This is a genomic window from Streptomyces solicavernae (genome assembly GCF_029968095.1).
GTDB lineage: Bacteria > Actinomycetota > Actinomycetes > Streptomycetales > Streptomycetaceae > Streptomyces > Streptomyces solicavernae.
On record NZ_JASCIR010000024.1, the window covers coordinates 77,055 to 97,693 of the forward strand.

Here is a 20,639-nt window from a genome sequence, read left to right on the forward strand (position 1 = left end):
GCTCCGGACTGGCCCTAGCCTTTGCGGCATGACGGAACAGCAGTCCCACCAGTTCGAGCGGGGTACGGACGGCCCCAAAGTGATCGTCGTCGGCGTCGACGGCTCCGAGTCGTCGCTGCGCGCGGCCGCGTACGCGGCGGGGCTCGCCCGGCGGCAGCGGGCGCGGCTCGCGATGGTCTATGTGCAGCCGGTGATGGTGGCGGGCGCCGCGCTCGGGGCGCCGGTCGCGGGTACGACGGACGAGGTCGCCGAGTCCCTGATCCAGGAGATCCGGGAGGCCGCCGAGCGGGTGCGGCACATATACGACGTGCGCTGGGAGTTCCACACGTTCCGCGGCGACCCGTACAACGGCCTGGTCGAGGCGGCCGACGAGCTGACCGCCGACGCCGTGGTGGTCGGCGCCTCCGAGCAGGCCGGGCACCGCTTCGTCGGCTCGGTGGCGGTGCGGCTCGTGAAGGCGGGCCGCTGGCCCGTCACAGTGGTGCCGTGACTCCAACGCACCTCTGAGGCGTCCCCCGTCTTCCGTCGGGGCCGCATGTCGGCCATCATGATCGCCCATCACCCACTGGCCGTCCACGACGAGGTGAGGCACATGGCCGGGCTACGCACGGGACAGGGCATTCTGCGCCGCAAGCCGATCGAGCAGATCGAGGAGGGTGCGCCCAGCGAGCAGCTGACCAGGACGCTCGGCCTGTGGCAGCTCACCGCGATCGGCGTCGGCGGCATCATCGGCGCCGGCATCTTCAGCCTCGCGGGCGCCGTCGCCAACGGCACCGCGGGCCCCGCGGTCCTGGTCTCCTTCCTCATCGCGGGCATCGCGAGCGCCGCCGCGGCGTTCTCGTACGCCGAGTTCGCGGGCATGATCCCGAAGGCGGGCTCCGCCTACACGTACGGGTACGCGGTCCTCGGCGAGCTGGCGGGCTGGTTCATCGGCTGGGACCTGCTGCTTGAGTACACGGCGATCGTGGCGGTGGTCGCGATCGGCATCTCCGGCTACTTCGGCTTCCTGGTCGAGTCATTGGGCGCCGAGCTGCCGGCCTGGATGATGGGCGCGCCGGGGACGGGCGACGGGCACCGGATCGACCTGTTCGCGGTGGTCCTGTGCCTGTTCATCGCGTACCTGCTGACCCTCGGCATCAAGAACGCGGCCCGCTTCGAGACGGTGGTCGTGGTCCTGAAGGTGCTCGTGGTGCTCCTGGTGATCGGCGTGGGCTTCTTCCACATCGACACGGCCAACTACAACCCGTTCTTCCCGTACGGGGTGGGCGGTGCGTTCACGGGTGCGGCGACGGTGTTCTTCGCGGTGTTCGGGTACGACGCGATGTCCACGGCGGCCGAGGAGTCCAAGGACTCGCAGCGCCACATGCCGAAGGCGATCGTGTACTCGCTCGCCATCTCGATGGTCCTGTACGTGCTTGCCTGCCTGGTCCTGACCGGCATGCAGAACTACCAGGAGGTCGACAAGGAGAGCGGGTTCTCCACGGCCTTCGAGTCGGTGGGCCTCGGAGGGCTCGCCAACGTGATCGCGGTCGGCGCGATCATCGGCATCCTCACCGTGATGTTCACGTTCATGCTGGGCGTCACCCGCGTGTGGTTCTCGATGAGCCGGGACGGGCTGCTGCCGCACTGGTTCGCCAAGACGCATCCGACGCGGCATGTGCCGACGCGGGTGACGTGGATCGTGGGGGTGCTGTCGGCGGGGATCGCCGGGTTCATGCCGATCGGCGAGGCGGCCGAACTCACCAATATCGGGATCCTGTTGGCGTTCGTGGTGGTGTGCGTCGCGGTGATCGTGCTGCGGTACCGGCAGCCGGACCTGCCGCGCGCCTTCAAGTGCCCCGGCATGCCGGTGGTGCCCGCGATCGGTGTGATCTTCTCGCTGTGGCTGATCACGTTCCTGCAGTGGCAGACGTGGGCCCGGTTCGCGGTCTGGTTCGGCGTCGGCCTGATCGTGTACTTCGCGTACTCGTACCGGAAGTCGAACCTGGCGCGGGAGGAGCGCGAGGGCTGAGCTTCTCCGGCGATTGAGGAACGGGGCCCGGAACCTCCGCCTCCCGGCGTCCACTGCGCGCCGCCCGCCTGTCGTAGACGAAGCGGTCCGGCTGCGTCACGGCGCCGCGAGCCCGGTACGGTGTGGTGCCGTGCGCGCGGGACCGGCGTCGCGCACGGCAACCCGGCGACCACCGTGCGACACCACAGGGACTCCATGACCAGCGGCGAAACCGACGGCATGGTCAAGGGTCCGTAAAACACCTTGCCCGCCGCCCCGTCGAGTAATCGGCTGGTCCCAGCCGTACCGCGGCGCGAGGGCAGGCGGCTCGCCCGTGCACGGCCCCGAAGGCACCGGAGGAGAGCTGAGGAAGGCGATCAGGATGCCGCGAGGAAGCACCAACGGCGCCGACGGCCGTGGCGAGTTGACCGTGCCGATGGCCTGGCTCTACGCCGAGTACATCGCCGACGAACTGCTGCGCACCGGCGACCTGATGCCGCCCACGTCCTTCGAGTACCGGGCGGGCCGGGACGCCCTCGCGCTGACGATCTTCCTCTCCGACGTGGACCGCGAGCTGTCCCGGATCCGCGTCGTCTCCCAGCTGGAGACCTGGCTCTCGCTGACCGCGTACGACCGGGCCTGGGAGGAGTGGGTCGGCGACCGGATGGCCGTACTGGAGGCGGAGGCCCGCGAGTCCGGCGGCGCGGACGCCGACCTGGACCTGGCGCGCGCGGCCTGGCGCTGGCTGGAGGAGACCGAACTGCTCGCCCCGGACCTGGACGCGGCGCTCCTGGAGGGCGGTGCGCGGGACGAGGAGGAGGGCCCGCAGGTGTGGACCCCGGCGTGGCAACTCGGCCTGCCCCTGGGCCACTTGGCGATCCATCTGTTCTGAGGACGGGCCCGCGCGCGTCACTTCAGGAGGCGGGACATCCGGCGGTCCGCGAGCGGCTTGCCGCCCGTCTGGCAGGTCGGGCAGTACTGCAGCGACGAGTCGCTGAACGACACCTCGCGGATCGTGTCCCCGCACACCGGGCAGGGCTCGCCCGTGCGGCCGTGCACGCGGAGCCCGCTCTTCTTCTCGGCCTTCAGGCGCCCCGCGGCCACCCCGCGCGAGCGCTCCACGGCCTCGGCGAGCGTGCTGCGCAGCGCCTCGTAGAGCCCCGTCAGCTCCTCGTCACCGAGACTCCCGGCCGGTTTGTACGGGGACATCCTGGCGGCGTGCAGAATCTCGTCGCTGTACGCGTTGCCGATGCCCGCGATCAGGCTCTGGTCGCGCAACGCGCCCTTGATCCGGCGGCGCTCACCCGCGAGGAGCGCCGCGAGGGCCGCCCTGTCGAAGCCGGGGGCGAGCGGGTCGGGGCCCAGGCGGGCGATGCCGGGGACCTCGGCCGGGTCGGCGACCACGTACACCGCGAGGCGTTTCTGCGTGCCCGCCTCGGTGAGGTCGAAGCCCGAGCCGTCCTCCAGGGCTACGCGCAGTGCGAGCGGGCCCTTGCCGGGGCGGGGCGCGACGTTCGGCAGCCGGTCCTTCCACTGCAGCCAGCCCGCGCGGGCGAGATGGGTGACCAGGTGCGGGCCTTCGGCGGTGGCGAGGTCGAGGAACTTGCCGTGCCGGGCGACCGCGGTGACCTCCCTGCCCTCCAGAGCGCTCAGCGGTGGGTCGTACGTCTTGAGGACGCTGACCGCGACGGGCAGCACGCGCACGATGACGCGGCCCACCAGGTGCTCGGCGAGGAAGTCCCGCAGCGCCTCCACCTCGGGCAGTTCCGGCATGGTCCCTCACCTCCGGTGCACGGTCGGGCCGTCGGTCCCGCGCGGGCACGCTGACCGTCAGTCCCGCGCGGGCACGCTGACCGTCAGTCTCGCGCGGGCACGCTGACCGTCGCTCCCGCGCGGGCACGCTGACCGTCAGTCTCGCGCGGGCACGATGAATTCGCACCAGACGCACTTGCCGCTGCCCCGCGGCTCCACGCCCCACACGTCGGCGAGCCGGTCGACGAGCAGCAGGCCGCGCCCCGACACCCCGTCGTCCCCGGCCTCGCGGCGGCGCGGCAGGGCGCTCGACGTGTCCTCGACCTCGACGCGCAGGCGCCGGTCCGCCGCGGAGAGGACGCGGAGCGTGACGACGGCGGCCCCGTCGGTGTGCATCAGGGCGTTGGTGATCATCTCGTCGGCGACCAGTTCGATCTCGTCGGCCCGCTCCCCCGCGCCCCAGGCCCGGACCGCGGCGCGGATCATGTGGCGGGCGCCGACGAGGGCGTCCGGGTCGTTCGGCGCGACGTGCTCCTTGAGGCGGCCGCCCGAGCGGGGCGCGTCGCTGAGGCGGCGGCGGAGGAGCAGCAGCGCCACGTCGTCCGCGCCGTCCCGGTCCTCCACCGCCTCGCACAGCCGGTCGGCCAGCTCGTCCAGGTCGAGGGGTCCGGCCCAGATCTGCCGGGTGAGGCGCCGCATGCCGTCGTGGAGGTCGGCGCCGGGCTCCTCGACCAGGCCGTCGGTGCACATCAACAGCGTGTAGCCGGGGTCCAGTTCGACGGTCGTGACCGGGTATTCGAGCCGGCCGAACTCCGCGGACAGGCCGAGCGGGAGGCCGCCCTCGACGGGTACGCGGCGGCAGGTCGCGTCGACCCGGCGGACCAGCGGGTCGATGTGCCCGGCCCGTACGAACTGCACGACGCCGGTGGTCAGGTCGCACTGCGCGTACAGGCAGGTGGCGAACCGGTCGGTGTCCAGCTCGTGCAGGAACACCGAGGCGCGGGCCATCACCGTGGACGGGGTGTGCCCCTCGGAGGCGTAGGCGCGCAGCACGATCCGCAGCTGGCCCATGACGGACGCGGCGTGCGTGTCGTGGCCCTGCACGTCGCCGATGACGGCGCCGATCAGGCCGCCGGGCAGCGGGATCAGGTCGTACCAGTCGCCGCCGATGTCCCGGCCGAGCTTCGCGGACCGGTAGCGCACCGCGATGTCGACGCCCGGCACGGCGGGGATGGAGCGGGGCAGCATGGCCTGCTGCAGCCCCTGGGCGAGGTCCTTGTCCTGCTCGTACAGCATCGCGCGGGCCAGGTTCTGTGCGATGCCGCTGCCGAGGGCGACCAGCAGGTTGCGGTCCTCGGCGGTGAAGCCGATCTTGTCGCGGTAGAGCAGGCCGAGCGCGCCGATCGGGCGGGCCTGCGCGATCAGCGGCAGATAGACCGCCGAGGTCACCTCCAGGTGCGAGATGTGCGGCCACAGGATCGGGTACGAGGCGGCGAAGTCCTCGCGGCTCTCGATGAAGAGCGGGCTGAGGGTGCGGACCACCTCGCTCATCGGGTACGGCTCGTCGATGCGCGTGAAGCGGGTGCCGGGCACGAACGCGCCTTGCTGTCCCTCCGCGACCAGGTGGATCCGGCCGCCCTCGACCAGGCCCATGACGAGGCTGGCGGCGCCCAGGCGGGCGAGGCCGTCGTTGTCCGTGAGCACGTCGATGACGTCCTCGACGGTGCGGGCGTACGAGAGGGCCGCGGTGGCGCCCTCGACGACGCCGGTGAGGCGGCGCGTCTCGGCGTCGCGGAGCATCCGTACGCGGGTGTCGCTGAGCTCCTGGGTGGCGTCCCGGACGACGCCGATGATGCGGCGGGGGCGGCCCGAGGCGTCGCGGCGGATGTAGCCCTGGGTGTGCGTCCAGAGCAGGCTGCCGTCGCGGCGGCGGATGCGGAAGTACGTGCCGTAGTTCTCGCTGCCGTTCTTCAGGGCCTGGGCGACGATCGCGTCGAGCCGCCGGCCCTCGCCGGACGGGACGCGGCCGGCCAGGTTCTCGGGGCGGTCGTCGTAGTCCTCGGGCAGGATGTCGAAGACCTCGTGGGCCTTGGCGTCCATGTGCATCAGGCCGGTGTCGAGGTCCCAGTCGAAGGTGCCGAGCTGGTTCAGGGCGAGGATCGGGTCGGGGCGGGCAGGCCAGTCCTGGGGCGGCGCCGGGGCGTCGGCGCCGGCGCTGTGGTCGGCCTGCCGGTCGCCTCCGGTGTGGGCGGCTCCCTGATCGACCATGGAGCCACCTTGTCACCAGTCGGGGCGTTTTTCCTGTCCACGGGGGGTTTGCCTGGCCAGGGGGGTTTGCCTGGCCAGGGGGGTCCTGTCCGCGCGGAGCGGGTGGGGGACGGGTCAGCCGTTGAACGCGTCCGGCTGCGACGGCGACGGGACCGTCTGCCCGTCCGGGTCCCCTCGCCCCTCACTGTCCGCGGGCGGCGGCACGCCCCCGCAAGCCGAGTCCGGGAGGCGCGGGCGGCGTCACAATGGGGCACGTGGAGTGGTTCACGGATTCCGGTTACTGGCTCGCCCGCCTGATCTTCCAGCGGGCCCTCGCCGCCCTGTATCTGGTCGCGTTCCTCACGGCCGCGCTGCAGTTCCGGGCGCTGATCGGGGAGCGCGGGATGCTGCCGGTGCCGCGGTTCGTGGCACGGGTGCCGTGGCGGCGGGCGCCCAGCCTGTTCCAACTGCGCTACTCCGACCGGCTGTTCGCCGTCACCGCGTGGACGGGGGTGCTCTGGTCGGCGGCGCTGCTCGCGGGGGTGGACGGTCTGGTGCCGCTGTGGGCGGCGATGCTGCTCTGGCTGGTGCCGTGGGCGCTGTATCTGTCGATCGTGAACGTGGGGCAGACCTGGTACGCCTTCGGCTGGGAGTCACTGCTCCTGGAGGTCGGCTTCCTCGCGGTGTTCCTCGGCAACGACGAGGCGGGCCCGCCGGTCCTGGTGCTCTTCCTGCTGCGCTGGGTGCTGTTCCGGGTGGAGTTCGGGGCCGGGCTCATCAAGATGCGCGGCGACCGCTGCTGGCGCGATCTGACCTGCCTCTACTACCACCACGAGACCCAGCCGATGCCGGGACCGCTGAGCTGGTTCTTCCACCATCTGCCGCGCCCGCTGCACCGCGTGGAGACGGCGGCCAACCACGTCACCCAACTCGGCGTCCCGTTCGTGCTGTTCACGCCGCAGCCGGTCGCCTCGTACGCGGCCGGTCTGATGGTCCTCACCCAGCTGTGGCTGATCCTGTCGGGCAACTTCTCCTGGCTGAACTGGATCACCGTGACGCTCGCCCTTTCGGCGATCGACTGGTCCCCGCTGTCCGGCGGCCCGCCGCCCGCGTTCCCGGCGGTGCCGCTCTGGTACGCGGTGGTCGTCACCGCCGTCACCTGCGGGGTCGCGGGGCTCAGCTACCACCCGGTCCGCAATCTGCTGTCCCGCAGGCAGGTCATGAACACCTCCTTCGACCCGCTGCATCTGGTCAACACGTACGGCGCCTTCGGCAGCATCGGCCGGGTGCGGACCGAGGTCGTCGTCGAGGGTACGAACGCGCGGGTGCCGTCGGCGGACGGTTCGGCGTGGCGCGAGTACGGCTTCAAGGGCAAGCCGGGCGACGTGCGGCGGCTGCCGCGCCAGTTCGCCCCGTACCATCTGCGGCTCGACTGGCTGATGTGGTTCGCCGGGCTCTCCCCCGCGTACGCGCGCCCGTGGTTCGGCCCGTTGCTGGAGCGGCTGCTGACCAACGACCGGGACACGCTGCGGCTCCTCGGCCACAACCCGTTCCCGGACGAGCCGCCCACGTACGTGCGTGCCCGCCTCTACCGCTACCGCTACACCACCTGGCGCGAGCTGCGGCAGACCGGGGCGTGGTGGCACCGCACGTACGTGCGCGAGTTCTGGCCGCCGACCCGGCTCGACACGCCCGCGGATCACGGCCGGTAGCCGGTGCCGCCCGCCCGCGCGGCCAGCGCCGAGAGCAGCAGCTCGATCGCCCGGTCGAACGACCCGTCCGCCATGAGCGGCAACTGCTCGCGCACAGCGGAGAGTTGGGGATACTCCTCGGCCGGCACGGACTGATACGCGTCCGTCCACGCCGCCTCGTCCGCCACCCGCTGCCGCGCCCCGAGCGCGAGATGCGCCGCGTCCAGGGCGGCGTGCCCGAGGACCGTGTCGACGAACGCCGCGTAGTGCCGTACCGCGTCCGCCGCGTCGAAGCCCGCGCGCCGCAGCAGGCCGATGCCGGTGTCCACGGCGCGGAACTCGTGCGGGCGGCGGGTCACGCGGTACGCGGCGAGGGCGGCGATGCGGGGGTGGGCACGGTAGCTGCGGTGGATGCGGTGGGCCATCTCGCGCAGGCCCGCCACCCAGTCGGCGCCGGGCGCGAAGCCGTCGAGGGCCTCGCCGATGAGCCGGTCGGCGATCGCGAGGAGCAGGTCGTCGGTGTGGTGGAAGTACCGGTAGACGGCGCTGGGGTCGCAGCCGAGCGCGGCGCCGAGGCGGCGCACGCTGAGCGCCTCCGGGCCGTGCTGCCCGACCAGGGTCAGCGCGCGGTCGACGATCAGCTCCTCGGAGAGCACCACACCGCTCTTGGTGGGCCTGCGCCGGCGCCGCTCCGCCGGAATCCGTCCCGCCCCCATACCGGCCGCCTCCCGCTGGGTCGTATCGCCGTCGTACGCCTGCCACCCTTATGTCAACACCATTGACGCAAGGTTGGCAAGGCTGTTGTCTCGTGCCCTCCACCCCCTCCACCCCCTCCGCCCCCTCCACCCCCTCCGCCCTCCTCCGTTCCCTCCGCCCCTCCGCGCTTCCGCACCCTCAAGGAGCCTTCATGTCCGACACCGCACCCGCCGACCTCGTCCTCACCGGCGGCCCGGTCCACACCCTGTCCCCCGCGCGGGCGCGCGCCACGTCCCTGGCCGTGCGCGGGGAGCGCATCGTCGCCGTCGGCCACGACGAGGTGCGGGAGCTGATCGGCCCGCGCACCGAAGTCGTCGATCTGCGCGGCAAGTTGCTGATCCCCGGGTTCCAGGACGCGCACGTCCACCCGGTCGGCGGCGGCCTGGAGATGGGCCAGTGCGACCTGAGCGGGGCGACGACGCTCGCCGCCTACCGGGAGCGGATCGCGGCGTACGCGCGGGCCGACCCGGACGCCGCGTGGATCACCGGGGGCGGCTGGGCGATGGAGGCGTTCCCCGGCGGGCTGCCCACGGCCGCCGAGCTCGACGCGCTCGTACCGGACCGGCCCGTGTACCTGGTCAACCGCGACCACCACGGCGCGTGGGTCAACTCGCGCGCCCTGGAACGCGCCGGCATCGACGCCCGCACCCCCGACCCGGCCGACGGCCGCATCGAGCGGCACGCGGACGGCACGCCGACCGGCATGCTGCAGGAGGGCGCCGCCAACCTGATCGGCCGGCTGCTGCCGCCGGTCACCCTGGAGGAGAAGGTCCAAGGCCTGCTGCGCGCCCAGGAGTTGCTGCACTCGCTCGGCGTCACGGCCTGGCAGGACGCCATCCTCGGCGAGCACGCCAACCTCACCGACCCGACGGACGCGTACCTGGCCACAGCGGCGGACGGGCGGCTCACGGCGCGCGTGGTGGGCGCACTGTGGTGGGACCGGGCGCGCGGCACCGAGCAGATCGAGGAGCTGCTCGCACGGCGCGCGGCGGGCACGCGCGGGCGGCTGCGCTGCTCGACCGTGAAGATCATGCAGGACGGCGTGGCGGAGAACGGCACGGCGGCGCTGCTCGGCCCGTACCTCGACGGCTGCGGCTGCATGTCGGACAACAGCGGCATCAGCTTCGTACCGCCGAAGGAGCTGCAGTCGTACGTCACCGAGCTTGACGCGCACGGGTTCCAGGTGCACTTCCACGCGCTCGGCGACCGGGCGGTGCGGGAGGCGCTGGACGCGGTGGAGGCGGCGCGGCGGGCCAACGGCTTCTCGGACACGCGCCCGCACCTGGCGCATCTGCAGGTCGTGCACCCCGACGACATCGGCAGGTTCCGGGAGTTGGGCGCGAGCGCCAACCTGCAGGCGCTGTGGGCGGCGCACGAGCCGCAGATGGACGACCTGACGATCCCGTTCCTCGGTCCTGAGCGGAGCGGACAGCAGTACCCGTTCGCGGCGCTGCTGCGGTCCGGGGCGACGCTCGCGGCGGGCAGCGACTGGCCGGTGTCCAGCCCCGACCCGCTGCAGGCCCTGCATGTCGCGGTCAACCGCGTCCTGCCCGAAGCCCCGCACGGCACCCCGGTGTTCCTGCCCGAACAGCGCATCGACCTGGGCTCGGCGCTCGCCGCGTACACGGCGGGCAGCGCGTACGTGAACCACCTGGACGAGGTGACCGGCGCCCTCGCGCCCGGCTTCCTCGCGGACTTCGCGGTCCTCGACCGCGACCCGTTCGCCGGCCCGGCGGAGGAGATCGGCACGACCCGCGTGGAACAGACCTTCGTGGGCGGCCTGCGGGTGTTCGGGGCGGAGTGACAGGGCGGAGTGACAGGGCGGAGTGACAGGGCCGGGGGCCGGGGTACGGGGCCGGGGGTACGGGGCGAGGGTCCATGCGGCGCTCACGCCCGCGCCGGGGCCCGGGCATGCGTCGGGCCCCGGCGGACGGTGGTCCGCGGGGGCCCGGTGCGATCGGTCGGCCCGTGGGGGCCGGTCGACTCCCGGAGGGTCAGTCGACGCCCTGGAGGATGTGCGGCTCGGCGAGATCGTCCTCGTACCCCGCGAGCCTGATCGGCGCGGAACGGGCCCACACATCGAGACTGCCCAGCTCTTCGGGCCGGCTCTTGCGCTCGCTGTGTTCCTTCGGGCGTTGATCGCTGTTCGTCTTGTCTGGTGTCACCGCGCACTCCTTATGTGTCGGGTAACCCCCGGTCGCTCCGGCGCGTCCCCGATTACCGGGCGCCGCTGACCGTAGGGCTCGATCTGGGCAGTTCGGACGCGGTGGCGCCGGTACTCGTACGGGGCGAGGCCGGGTGACCGGCTTGCCCCAGGACGGGCCATGGGTGTTGGTGGGACCCCTTTTGGCTGTCCGTTCCGTACAGCGTAACCAAATGAGCGGCCCGCTGCTCGATGGGGCCAAAAGTCGTCCGCTTTATCGCGATTCGTCGCATTGATTCGACCACAATCCACCTCGGAGATCCTGGACTCCGCACCCTCCGGCCGCTGTTGCGTCGGACATCGAGCACATGTCCTTTTTGTCACTAATCACCCGAATGGCCCCTTTACCTTGTTTGGCCCAGGGCTTGACGGCGCGAAGGGCCGGGCGGCGAGGGGGTACCAGGAGGCGCGCGTGCGCTCGGTCGGGTGTGCGTACGCGCGAGGGCCGGTGCCGCATCAGCGGTGCGGCACCGGCCCTCGCGCGTACGTTTTCCGTCTTCAGCTCTCGTGGACGCCCCGGCGGCGTACCCGAGGAAACGTGGCAGTCACGGTTCCCGTCACGAAGGCGACCGGCATGAGCGCCGCCGCCGCACGCGCCGAGGCTCGTGCTATCGCTTGCATCAACAACTCCCCTTTTTCCTCCGCACAGATGACCGGTTTCTGACGTCCCGACAGAAACCGGTCCGACGCGTGGAAACGCTAGGCGCGGCCCACCGGGTTCGCGCGGCAGGGAGTCCAGAAGGGGTGCCGCACGGCGTGTCGCGTACCCCACATGGACCAGGAGGCGTACGAGGTTAACGCCGCGTTGGTCGCAGCGTCAGGCGGGCATGGTGTGCTGCGACACCGGCACCGAGCCCGGAGGGAGCCGCGCATGGAGCCATGGAGGGCGCCGCAGAGGGCGCCGCGGACCGTCGACGAGCTGATGCAACTCCTCTACTCCGGCCGGGGCGCGTACGCAGTGCCGCCCGAGCACGGCGGCGACGCACCGCTCGACCTGCTCGATCACGCCCTGCGGACCGCGGCCCTGCTGCGCCGGTCCCGCCCCAGCGACAAGGAGTTGCAGGTCGCAGGGCTGATCCAGGACATCGAGCTGCTGTTGCACCCCGGCGCCGCGGCCCACGCGGACCTCGCGGACGCGGCCGCCGACGCCCTGCACACCCTGCTCGGCGGCCGGGTCGCACGCCTCGTACGCCTGCATGTGCACGCCGAGCGGTACCTCGCCGCGGTCGAGCCGGGCCGCCCGCTGCCCCCGTGGAGCGTGCGGCGGATCGCGGAGCGGGGCGGCACCATGCCGGCGCGGGAGGCGGACGCGTTCGTACGGGATCCGCTGGCGGAGGAGGCGGTGGCGCTGCGGCAGGCGGCGGAGGCGGCGCGGGTGGTGGAGCTGGACGCGGGGGTGCTTGAGGACTGGCGGCCCGTCCTCGAACTCCTCGCGGCGGGACACGCGCTGCTGCCGCCGGGGGTGACCGTGAACTAGGAGTTGCCCCCAGGGTTCATCCAGGCCCGCACGCGCAGTGCGTCTACCACTTGGAGACGGCGTAGTCCTTCAGGAAGACGCCGTACAGGTCCTCGCCGTGCTCGCCGCGCACGACCGGGTCGTAGACGCGGGCCGCGCCGTCGATCAGGTCGAGGGGGGCGTGGAAGCCCTCGTCGGCGAGGCGGAGCTTGTCGTAGTGCGGGCGCTCGTCGGTGATCCAGCCGGTGTCGACCGAGGTCATCAGGATCTGGTCGGCCTGGAACATCTCCTGGCCGCTGGTGCGCGTCACCATGTTCATCGCGGCCTTCGCGGCGTTGGTGTTGGGGTGTCCGGCGCCCTTGTAGCCGCGGCTGAACACGCCCTCCATCGCGGAGACGTTCACGATGTACGCGCGGCCGCTCGCCGCCTTCTTCGCCGCCTCGGCCATGGCCGGGCGCAGCTTGGAGATGAGGATGAACGGGGCGGTGTAGTTGCAGAGTTGGGTCTCCAGGAGCTCGACCGGGGAGATCTGCTCGATGGTCTGCACCCAGGTGTTGGTGTCGACGACGTCGGGGACGAGCCCGCCCGCGTCTATGGCGGTGCCCGCGACGTGCCGCTCCAGGCTCGCGTTGCCCGCCACCAGGGCGAGGTCGGCGACCGCCTGTGCGTCCATGCCGCTGATCCCGGCGGGCAGCGAGGCGATTCCATCGACCGCGCCGGAGCCGAAGGCGCCGATGACGTGGTGGGCGGGCAGCTCACCGGCGGGCAGCGGCGCGCTCTCGCCGTCGACGAGGGCGGCGTACGCGGAGGGCAGTCGGCGTACCGTCTGCGTGGCGTTGTTGATCAGGATGTCGAGGGGGCCCTGCTCGGCGACCTGGTCGGCGAGGGCGACGGCCTGCGCCGGGTCGCGCAGGTCGATGCCGACGACCTCCAGGCGGTGCATCCACTCCGCGGAGTCGTCCATGGCCTTGAAGCGGCGGATGGCGTCCTTGGGGAAGCGCGTGGTGATCGTGGTGTGCGCGCCGTCGCGGAGCAGGCGCAGCGCGATGTACATGCCGATCTTGGCGCGGCCGCCGGTGAGCAGGGCGCGCTTGCCGCTGAGGTCGGCGCGGGCCTCACGCCGGGCGCGGTTCTCGGCGGCGCACTGCCGGCAGAGCTGGTGGTAGAAGTAGTCGACCTCGACGTACCGGGCCTTGCAGATGTAGCAGGAGCGGGGGCGCTGGAGTATCCCCGCGATCTTCCCCTCCTCGGTCTGCGACGACGGCAGCAGCCCTTCGGTCTCGTCGTCGATGCGCTCGGCGGAGCCGGTGGCGGTGGCCTCGGTGACGGCCTTGTCGTGGGCGGTCTTGGCGGCGCGGCGCTCCTGCCGGCGGCGCTGCTTCACGGTGCGGTAGATGCCGGCGGTGGCGCGGCGCACGGCGATCGCGTCGGGGTGGTCGACGTCCAGCTTGTCCAGTTCGTCGAGCACGCTGAGGCAGATGGCCAGCCGGTCGGGGTCGATCCCCGGACCGTACGTCTGGGTCTCGTCCGCCGCCTCGGGGGCAACCGTCATGGCCGTTTCCTCGTGCTCGCTCGGGCCCCGCGCGCGGGGGGCGGCGGGGTCGCGGGAAGTTCCGAAGAGGGAACTTTACGTAGGGGTGGGACGGTTGGCCAAACCCTCGCGGGGGCGCGGGCACGGGGATGAGCTCCCCGTACCCGGGCCGTTGCTGTGCGTACGCCACCCCTGCCCCCGCCGACCCGCTACACGGCCCCGTCCGCCGCCTCCCCCAGCTCCGCGATCTCCGCCCGCAGCGCCTGAGCCAGGCGGTCCAGGTCCGGGACGGATTCGGCGTCGGCGATCAGGCCGTAGTGGACGTTGCCGCGGTACGTGGAGACCGCGACCGCGAGGGACTGGCCCTGGGCGAGCGGCGCGAAGGGGTAGACGGCGGTGAGCGGGCAGCCGCCGAGGCGCAGGCCGACGCCGGGCAGCGGGACGCTCGTGACGAGGATGTCGAAGAGCAGCCGGGCGGCCTGGGCGACGACGGGGCCGCCGAGCCGGTGGCCGAGCGGCGGCACGTGGTCGGCGAGCAGGGCGACGGCACCCGCTCCGCGGTTGGGGCCCGCCTCCTTGTTGCGGTCCATGGCGGTACGGACCGTACGCAGCCGCTCCAGCGGGTCGGGCTCGGCGACGGGGAGCCGGATCAGGTAGCCGGAGAGGCGGTTGCCACCGGGGTGGGCGTCGCGCGGGCGGCGGCGGGACACCGGGATCAGGGCGCGGGGGCGGACCCCGTCGGCGCTCTCGCCGCGCTCGGTGAGCCAGCGGCGCAGGGCGCCGGCGACCGCGGCGATCAGGACGTCGTTGACGGTGCCGCCGGTGCGCTTGCGGATGCGGTGGATGTCGTCGATGTCGACGACGACGCCGGCGGTGCGGCGCGTACCGGTGGCGTCGGCGGTGAGGGCCGGGGCGGCGTCGAGGTAGCCCCAGGTGGCGCGGGCCACGGAGGCGCCGATGTCCAGGGCCTGGCCGACCTCGCCGACGCGGCGGCGGACCAGGTCGAGGGTGTCGGAGAGGTCGGGGACGCGGAGGGCGGGGGCGGTCGCCGTGGGGGCGGGGCGGTTCCGGCGGGGCGCCGTCGCCTCCGGCAGCGGGTCGAGGACGCCCGCGGCGAGTGTGAGCGCGCGCAGGCCGTCCGCGAGGGCGTGGTGGAACTTGAACAGGACCGCGAACGACGCGCCGTCCGGGCCGGGCAGGACGTGCACCTCCCACGGCGGCCGCGCCCGGTCGAGGGGCCGTTCCATCAGCTCGCCCGCCGCCGCGTGGAAGTCCCGGGCCACGCAGGCCAGATGGACGTGCCGGGCGGGGTCGAAGTCGGCGTCCGGGGTCCGTACGGCGCCTCCGAAGGGCAGCCACGCGTCGCGGATGCGCATCCGCAGGCCCGGTACGGCGACGGCTCGGGCGGCGAGGAGTGTGGCCGCGTGCCGCGCGACCTCCGGGGAGTCGGCGGCGAAGACTCCGAGGGCGCCGAGGTGCATCGGGTGGCGGTCGGACTCGATGTTCCAGAAGGCCAGGTCGAGGGGGGCGAGCAGGTCAGGGGTCATGGCTTGCTCTCGCGTCGGCGACGGGGAGCCCGAGTCAATCTCTCCCGGGCGACTACGGTCAAGTACGTTCAGGACACGTAGCGTTACGAGCAGATTAAGCCTTTCCTCGCCCATCCCGGCCACCACACCGGCCACTTCGGCGGGGCGTGCGGGTGCACGGCAACCTGTGGCGACCGGGGTGCGGGTCCGGTCAGTTCCGGCCCGGCGGGCGGTCGAAGCAGCAGTCGCCGCAGACGCCGGCGCCGGGGCAGCGGTAGTAGAGGCAGCAGCTGCGGCGGCGGAACCGCGGGGGCCGGGCGGTGGTGTCGAGGGTCCCCGTGGCGGCCAGCTCCGGGCGCCGGAACAGGGCCGTGCCCAGGGCGAGGGCGCGGGCGGCGGCCTCGGGCCGGCCCTCGCGCCGGGCCCAGGTGTGCAGCTCGCGGACGGCCCCGGCGAGCGCGGAGCCCGCGTTGCCCCAGAGCAGCGGCTCGGCGATCCGGTGGCGGCGGCGCAGGGCCGCGCCGAGCGGGACGAGGTGCCCGTCGAGGACGCTCGCGGCGAGCTGGTCGGTCGTGGCGAGCAGGTCGCTCACGGCGAGGCCGTCGGTCGTGGTCAGCCGGTCGGTCGCGGCGAGCGGGTCGGTCGCGGCGAGCGGGTCGGTCGTGGACGGCCCGTCGAGGGGCGGCGTGTGCGCCTCGTCGAGCCACAGGTCGTCCGGGCTCGTGCCGTCCGGGTCCCAGCGCAGCCGCCCGGGGTCGAGGTCCAGGACCCGGCCGTACAGCGCCGCGGCGCCCAGGCTCACCGACCAGAGCCGTGCGGCGAGCCCCAGCTGGGCCACGGACGCCCCGATCCTCGCCTCGGGCGCCCCGAGGCTCGCGGTCACCTTGTCGACGCGGAAGGCGAGGGGGTCGTCGGCGGGCTCCGGGCCTGCCTCGTACGCCCGGTGCACCCCGTACTCCCGGTACACCAACGGCTCCCGGTACACCCGCGCCAGCGGAACGGCACCGTCCGGTCCACCGTCCGGCCGTCCCGTACGCAGGGCGAAGAAGCCGCCGACGGAGGAGAGCAGTCGAAGATCCACGCGCCCATGATGACGGGCGCCCGGCGCAGGCCCGGCCACGGGTCAGCACCGCCGGTTGGACGCGGCACCGGGGTCTACTCCATCGGCAGTACGAGGGAATGCCTGCTCAGGGACGACGACGAAGCGGAATGCCGGCGTCATCGTGGACGTTATGGAAGGCGACCGTTCACCGCATGACCCACAGGACCCGCAGCACCCGCAGCACCCGCAGCACCCGCAGGACCTGGCAAGGAGGCGCCGATGAGCGCCCTCGCACTGGCAGCGCTGCTCTCCCTCGTCTCCGCCGTCGCCTACGCCGGCGGCGCGATCGTGCAGGAGCGCGTGGCGGTCTCCGACACCCACACGTACGCGCCGGTGCGCCGCCCCGGCTGGTGGGTCGCCGTGGGCCTCAACGGCCTGGGCGCCGTCCTGCACGTGGTGGCGCTCGCGTTCGGTCCGCTCAGCCTGGTGCAGCCGCTGGGCGCGCTGACCATCGTGTTCGCGCTGCCGATGGCGGCCCTGTTCGTCGGCCGCGGGGCCGGGCCCGCCGCCTGGCGCGGCGCGGTCCTGGCGACGGTGGGCCTCGCCGGACTGCTCTCGCTCGCCGGGAACGCCGGGTCGGACACGCTCGCGGGCCCCGAGCGTGTTTCGGTCGCCCTCGTGACGTTCGCCGCGGTCGCCGCGCTGCTGGCGGCGGCGCGGGCGGCGGCCCGGATTCCGGTGGCGCGCAGTGTGCTGCTCGCGACGGCCTCGGGCATCGCGTTCGGTATCGCCTCCGTGTTCACGAAGACGGTCGCCGTGGACCTGACCTCGGGTGTCGGCCTGAGCGGCGCGTCCAGCCTCGTCGTCATCGCGGTCCTCGCGACCGGCGGCCTGCTGCTCTCGCAGGCCGCCTACCGGGGCGCGGGCCTCGCGGTCCCGCTCGCGGTCGTGACGGTGGTGAACCCGGTGGTGGCCGCGGCCGTCGGCCTGACCCTGTTCGGGGAGACGTTCCGGTACGGCACGGCGGGCGCGGTCGGCGCGCTGCTGTTCGGCGTGCTCGCGGCGGGCGGTCTGGTCATGCTGACGACGGAGCGCATCGGTCGTACGGAGGCCGCGCGTACGGAGGCCGCGCACGCGCACGCGGCCCCGCACACCTCCGTCCCGGGGATGCCTGCGGTGCCGGACGACCCGGCGGCGCTCGACGGTCTGGGCGACCTGGACCCGGCCGAGCTGCGCCGCCTCGACGACATCCCGGACCAGCCGCCGGGCCCGGGCGAACGGCACTTCTGGCACCGGGTGCGGTCTTGAACCCGCGGGTCCGGCACCGGGTCCGGCACCGGGTCCGGCACCGGGTCCGGCACTGGGAGCGGTATTGACCTCGCGGGCCGTCAGATGCGCACGCCGCCCGCCCGCAGATACGCCAGCGGGTCCACGTCCGAGCCGTAGCCGGGGCCGGTCCGGATCTCCAGGTGCAGGTGGGGGCCCGTGGAGTTGCCGGTGGAGCCGGAGCGGGCGATGCGTCGGCCCGGGGCGACGTCCTGCCCGGCCCGCACGGTGAGCGCGGACAGGTGAGCGTACTGGCTGTACCTGCCGTCGGCGTGCCGGATCACCACCTCGTAGCCGTACGCGCCGCCCCAGCCCGCCGAGACGACCCGGCCCCCGGCGACGGCCCGCACGGATGTGCCGATCGGCACCGGGAAGTCGACGCCGGTGTGATAGCCGCTCGCCCAGGAATCGCCCGCCGCGCGGTACGGGGTGCTGGGGCCCGCCGCGACGGGGGCGCTGAGCCCGCCCCGCTGCGGCACGGAGGCCTCCTCGGCCTGCTTCTCCTTCTCCGGCTGGGATTCGCGCGTGGACTTGGGCTTCGGGTCCGGCTCGGGCTTGGGCTTCGGTTCCGGGTCCGGCTTGGGCTTCGGGTCCGGGTCCGGGTCCGGCTTCGGGTCCGGCTCGGCCTCGGGCTTCGGGGCTTCCCGGCTGCGCCCGTCCGCCGTCGCTCCGCCGCGCAGCGTCAGCCGCTGGCCCGGCAGGATCAGGTCCGGGTCCGTCCCGATCACCTTGCGGTTCGCCGCGTACAGGCCCTGCCAGCCGCCCGCCACGTCCTCGGCGCCCGCGATCGCGGAGAGGCTGTCGCCTTGTACGACCGTGTAGAGCTCGGCCTTGCCCGCGTTCGACTGCGGGGTGCTCTCGGGCCGTACGGCGGCGGGGGCCTGAGTCTGAGCCTGGGTCTGGGTCTGGGTCTGGGGCTGGGTCTGGGGCTGGGTCTGGGTCTGGGGCTGGGTCTGGGTCTGGGTCTGGCCCAGGCCCTGGACCCGGAGGACCTTCTCGGCGACGGTGAACTGCTGTGCGTGGCCGACGAGTTGGCGACCCTCGGCCGCGTGCACGGTGTCGCCGCCGCCGACCAGCGGGAGCGCCATTCCGGCCCCGCCGGCCGTGACGGTGAGCGAGGCCCGGTTGATCCTGCTCGCCTTGTACCGGCGGTGCCGGCCGCGTAAGCCCATGAGCGTTCCCCTCGAAGCCGCGTGCCCTGATGTCCCCCGATGCGCCGAGCGCCGCCAACGTAGGCGCCCGCCGCGGCGCCTGACAAGAGTCCGGGTCACCGGGCGGTCAAGTACCTGGGGAGCCAGCGGAGTTGGGCCTGCTGCTGGTATGGTCCGCCGCCCTCGTGCTCGTTGAACTCGTACACCTCGATCGTCTTCTCCTCGCCCGCGTACGCGTTGAACGCCCCGAACACCGTCGACGGCGGGCACGTCAGGTCCTGCAGCGCGACCGAGAACAGGGCGGGGGCGTGGGCGCGGGCCGCGAAGTGCACGCCGTCGAAGTAGGACAGCGTACGGAAGACCGAATCGCCGCCGATCCTGCGGGACTTGAGGTACAGGCCGATCTCGTTGTACGGCGGATGGTCCGTGAGGGTCGCGGCGCGCGGGAAGTCGCAGAGGAACGGCACGTCCGGCAGGACCGCCGCCAGGTCGGGGACGAGTCCGCCCACCGCGATCGAGATGCCGCCGCCCTGGCTGCCCCCGGCCACGGCGACGCGCGCGGAGTCCACCAGCGGGTGCGAGCGCGCGGCCTCCACGGCCCGGACGGCGTCCGTGAAAACGCGCCGGTAGTAGTAGGCGTGCGGGTCCTCGACGCCGCGCGTCAGGAACCCCGGGTACGCGGGTGGACTCCCCACCGGATCGGGGGTGTCGCCCTGCGCCCAGCCGCCGCTGCCCTGGCCCCGGGTGTCCATCACAAAGTGCGCGAACCCGGCGGCGGCCCACAGCAGATGCATGTGCGGGAGGCCGCGGCCGCCGCCGTACCCGATGTACTCGACCACCGCGGGCAGCGGGTCGCCCGCGGCGGCGGCGTGCGCGGGGAGGATGAGCCAGCCCTTGACGGGGTGGCCGCCGTAGCCCGCGTACGTCACGTCGAGGACCTGGACCCCGGTGAGCGGCACGTCGACCGGTTCGAACCGCGCCCCCAGATCGTGCTCGCGCGCCTCGGCCAGCGTCTTCAGCCAGAACTCGTCGAAGTCCGGCGGTGCGGGGTGGTGGGGGCGGTAGGTGCGGAGCTGGTCGAGGGGCAGGTCGAACAACGCCATGAGCGGCAGTCTCCTCTGACTCGTCTTGTGTTGACTCGTCTTGTGTTGACTCGTCTTCTGTTGACTCGTCGTCGACGGACGCGTCGTCACTCCCGTCATCGGTGCGGCTTCGACGGAAGCATTTCCGATGGCGGGGGTGATGGCCAGAGGGGGGCTCAGTTAGTTTGCGGATCCAGGGCTACCGCCTGGGTCCCGGCGGCTACCGCCTGGGTCCCGGCGGCTACCGCCTGGGTCCCGGCGGCTACCGCATGGGTCCCGGCGCGGGTTCTGGTTCCGGGACCGGGTCGGGTCCCGGCGGCTTCGGGATCGGGGACGGCTGCGGCTCGGGGGCGGGCCCCGGCTGCGGGTCCGGGATGGGCGACGGGAAGGGCCCGGGGTCGGGCTGCGGCTCGGGACCGGGGCCGGGGCCTGGACCTGGGCCGGGACCTGGACCTGGGCCGGGACCTGGACCTGGGCCGGGACCTGGACCTGGGCCGGGACCTGGGCCGGGTGAGGGGCCGGGGCCGGGCGCCGGGCCGGGAGGCACCGGTTCCGGGCCGGGGGTCGGACCGGGAGGTACCGGATCGGGGACGGGGTGCGTCATGGGGAACTCCTCCTAGGCCACGCGTTCCCGCGTACGACAAGTCCACGCCTACGGATCCGCGCTTACCGGCATCGTCGGCCGACCTGCGGACGGGCACCGGGCGGTTGCGGGGCGGGCACCGGACAAGCAGCGCCGCGGCACCGCACAGCCACCCTGTGCGCCCGGCGCCCGCCCCGCAACACCAACCGCCTCAGCGTGAACGGTCCCACCTCGCGTCCGGTCCGCCGCCTCGGAAGGGACGACGGGGCGGTGCGGGCCGCGGGCTCCCTACCATTGACGCGT

16 protein-coding genes are annotated in these 20,639 nt (G+C 73.3%); 7 read left to right on the forward strand and 9 right to left on the reverse strand.

The window, feature by feature from the left end; genetic code table 11:
• Positions 1 to 28: 28 nt before the first annotated feature.
• From QIS99_RS23860 to QIS99_RS23870, 3 genes are all read left to right on the forward strand, one after another.
• Positions 29 to 490: a universal stress protein gene (locus QIS99_RS23860; RefSeq protein WP_282515667.1), complete on the forward strand. Its 462-nt coding sequence runs from the start codon at positions 29 to 31 to the stop codon at positions 488 to 490.
• A gap of 102 nt (positions 491 to 592) precedes the next feature.
• On the forward strand, positions 593 to 2,011 hold the full coding sequence (locus tag QIS99_RS23865) for an amino acid permease (protein ID WP_282515685.1): 1,419 nt from the start codon (positions 593 to 595) through the stop codon (positions 2,009 to 2,011).
• A 361-nt stretch (positions 2,012 to 2,372) separates the two neighbouring features.
• Positions 2,373 to 2,882 (forward strand): hypothetical protein, encoded by a 510-nt coding sequence (locus tag QIS99_RS23870; protein ID WP_282515668.1) that lies wholly within the window; start codon positions 2,373 to 2,375, stop codon positions 2,880 to 2,882.
• Between the two features lie 17 nt (positions 2,883 to 2,899).
• Here QIS99_RS23870 and QIS99_RS23875 read toward each other — a convergent pair whose 3' ends face one another.
• Both QIS99_RS23875 and QIS99_RS23880 read right to left on the reverse strand, forming a co-directional pair.
• Positions 2,900 to 3,763, reverse strand: coding sequence for an Fpg/Nei family DNA glycosylase (locus tag QIS99_RS23875; protein WP_282515669.1), 864 nt, complete (start codon positions 3,761 to 3,763; stop codon positions 2,900 to 2,902).
• A 135-nt stretch (positions 3,764 to 3,898) separates the two neighbouring features.
• On the reverse strand, positions 3,899 to 6,010 hold the full coding sequence (locus QIS99_RS23880) for a SpoIIE family protein phosphatase (RefSeq protein ID WP_282515670.1): 2,112 nt from the start codon (positions 6,008 to 6,010) through the stop codon (positions 3,899 to 3,901).
• Between the two features lie 254 nt (positions 6,011 to 6,264).
• On the opposite strand from QIS99_RS23880, the gene QIS99_RS23885 reads away from it, so the two are divergent.
• Entirely contained in the window at positions 6,265 to 7,701 is a 1,437-nt protein-coding gene (locus QIS99_RS23885; RefSeq protein ID WP_282515671.1) for a lipase maturation factor family protein, read from the forward strand.
• Here QIS99_RS23885 and QIS99_RS23890 read toward each other — a convergent pair.
• Positions 7,689 to 8,396, reverse strand: a complete 708-nt coding sequence (locus tag QIS99_RS23890; RefSeq protein WP_282515672.1) for a TetR/AcrR family transcriptional regulator — start codon at positions 8,394 to 8,396, stop codon at positions 7,689 to 7,691. The genes QIS99_RS23885 and QIS99_RS23890 overlap by 13 nt on opposite strands.
• 191 nt (positions 8,397 to 8,587) lie before the next feature.
• Between QIS99_RS23890 and QIS99_RS23895 the strand changes: the two genes are divergently transcribed.
• On the forward strand, positions 8,588 to 10,240 hold the full coding sequence (locus QIS99_RS23895) for an amidohydrolase (RefSeq protein ID WP_282515673.1): 1,653 nt from the start codon (positions 8,588 to 8,590) through the stop codon (positions 10,238 to 10,240).
• Positions 10,241 to 10,430: 190 nt separating this feature from the next.
• On the opposite strand, the gene QIS99_RS23900 is transcribed toward QIS99_RS23895, so the two are convergent.
• Entirely contained in the window at positions 10,431 to 10,601 is a 171-nt protein-coding gene (locus QIS99_RS23900) for a hypothetical protein (RefSeq protein WP_282515674.1), read from the reverse strand.
• 909 nt (positions 10,602 to 11,510) lie between these two features.
• Between QIS99_RS23900 and QIS99_RS23905 the strand changes: the two genes are divergently transcribed.
• Positions 11,511 to 12,116: an HD domain-containing protein gene (locus QIS99_RS23905; RefSeq protein ID WP_282515675.1), complete on the forward strand. Its 606-nt coding sequence runs from the start codon at positions 11,511 to 11,513 to the stop codon at positions 12,114 to 12,116.
• A 43-nt stretch (positions 12,117 to 12,159) separates the two neighbouring features.
• Here the strand turns inward: QIS99_RS23905 and QIS99_RS23910 are convergent, their stop codons facing one another.
• From QIS99_RS23910 to QIS99_RS23920, 3 genes are all read right to left on the reverse strand, one after another.
• On the reverse strand, positions 12,160 to 13,647 hold the full coding sequence (locus QIS99_RS23910) for an SDR family NAD(P)-dependent oxidoreductase (protein ID WP_282515676.1): 1,488 nt from the start codon (positions 13,645 to 13,647) through the stop codon (positions 12,160 to 12,162).
• A 188-nt stretch (positions 13,648 to 13,835) separates the two neighbouring features.
• The gene (locus QIS99_RS23915) at positions 13,836 to 15,173 is read right to left on the reverse strand and encodes a wax ester/triacylglycerol synthase family O-acyltransferase (RefSeq protein ID WP_282515677.1); all 1,338 of its coding nucleotides are present in this window, start codon (positions 15,171 to 15,173) and stop codon (positions 13,836 to 13,838) included.
• A gap of 190 nt (positions 15,174 to 15,363) precedes the next feature.
• A complete protein-coding gene (locus QIS99_RS23920; protein WP_282515678.1) occupies positions 15,364 to 16,233 on the reverse strand; it encodes an IucA/IucC family C-terminal-domain containing protein in 870 nt (289 codons plus the stop codon).
• A gap of 240 nt (positions 16,234 to 16,473) precedes the next feature.
• On the opposite strand from QIS99_RS23920, the gene QIS99_RS23925 reads away from it, so the two are divergent.
• Positions 16,474 to 17,502, forward strand: coding sequence for a DMT family transporter (locus QIS99_RS23925; protein WP_282515679.1), 1,029 nt, complete (start codon positions 16,474 to 16,476; stop codon positions 17,500 to 17,502).
• An 80-nt stretch (positions 17,503 to 17,582) separates the two neighbouring features.
• On the opposite strand, the gene QIS99_RS23930 is transcribed toward QIS99_RS23925, so the two are convergent.
• Both QIS99_RS23930 and QIS99_RS23935 read right to left on the reverse strand, forming a co-directional pair.
• Positions 17,583 to 18,692 (reverse strand): M23 family metallopeptidase, encoded by a 1,110-nt coding sequence (locus tag QIS99_RS23930; RefSeq protein WP_282515680.1) that lies wholly within the window; start codon positions 18,690 to 18,692, stop codon positions 17,583 to 17,585.
• A gap of 95 nt (positions 18,693 to 18,787) precedes the next feature.
• Positions 18,788 to 19,774 (reverse strand): acetylxylan esterase, encoded by a 987-nt coding sequence (locus tag QIS99_RS23935; RefSeq protein WP_282515681.1) that lies wholly within the window; start codon positions 19,772 to 19,774, stop codon positions 18,788 to 18,790.
• Between the last annotated feature and the right edge of the window lie 865 nt (positions 19,775 to 20,639).

Coding starts and splice junctions, on each gene's coding strand:
- QIS99_RS23890 (WP_282515672.1), bottom strand. CDS start 8,396: ATGGGGGCGGGACGGATTCCGGCGGAGCGGCGCCGGCGCAGGCCCACC.
- QIS99_RS23860 (WP_282515667.1), top strand. CDS start 29: ATGACGGAACAGCAGTCCCACCAGTTCGAGCGGGGTACGGACGGCCCC.
- QIS99_RS23905 (WP_282515675.1), top strand. CDS start 11,511: ATGGAGCCATGGAGGGCGCCGCAGAGGGCGCCGCGGACCGTCGACGAG.
- QIS99_RS23880 (WP_282515670.1), bottom strand. CDS start 6,010: ATGGTCGATCAGGGAGCCGCCCACACCGGAGGCGACCGGCAGGCCGAC.
- QIS99_RS23895 (WP_282515673.1), top strand. CDS start 8,588: ATGTCCGACACCGCACCCGCCGACCTCGTCCTCACCGGCGGCCCGGTC.
- QIS99_RS23910 (WP_282515676.1), bottom strand. CDS start 13,647: ATGACGGTTGCCCCCGAGGCGGCGGACGAGACCCAGACGTACGGTCCG.
- QIS99_RS23865 (WP_282515685.1), top strand. CDS start 593: ATGGCCGGGCTACGCACGGGACAGGGCATTCTGCGCCGCAAGCCGATC.
- QIS99_RS23925 (WP_282515679.1), top strand. CDS start 16,474: ATGAGCGCCCTCGCACTGGCAGCGCTGCTCTCCCTCGTCTCCGCCGTC.
- QIS99_RS23915 (WP_282515677.1), bottom strand. CDS start 15,173: ATGACCCCTGACCTGCTCGCCCCCCTCGACCTGGCCTTCTGGAACATC.
- QIS99_RS23935 (WP_282515681.1), bottom strand. CDS start 19,774: ATGGCGTTGTTCGACCTGCCCCTCGACCAGCTCCGCACCTACCGCCCC.
- QIS99_RS23870 (WP_282515668.1), top strand. CDS start 2,373: ATGCCGCGAGGAAGCACCAACGGCGCCGACGGCCGTGGCGAGTTGACC.
- QIS99_RS23930 (WP_282515680.1), bottom strand. CDS start 18,692: ATGGGCTTACGCGGCCGGCACCGCCGGTACAAGGCGAGCAGGATCAAC.
- QIS99_RS23875 (WP_282515669.1), bottom strand. CDS start 3,763: ATGCCGGAACTGCCCGAGGTGGAGGCGCTGCGGGACTTCCTCGCCGAG.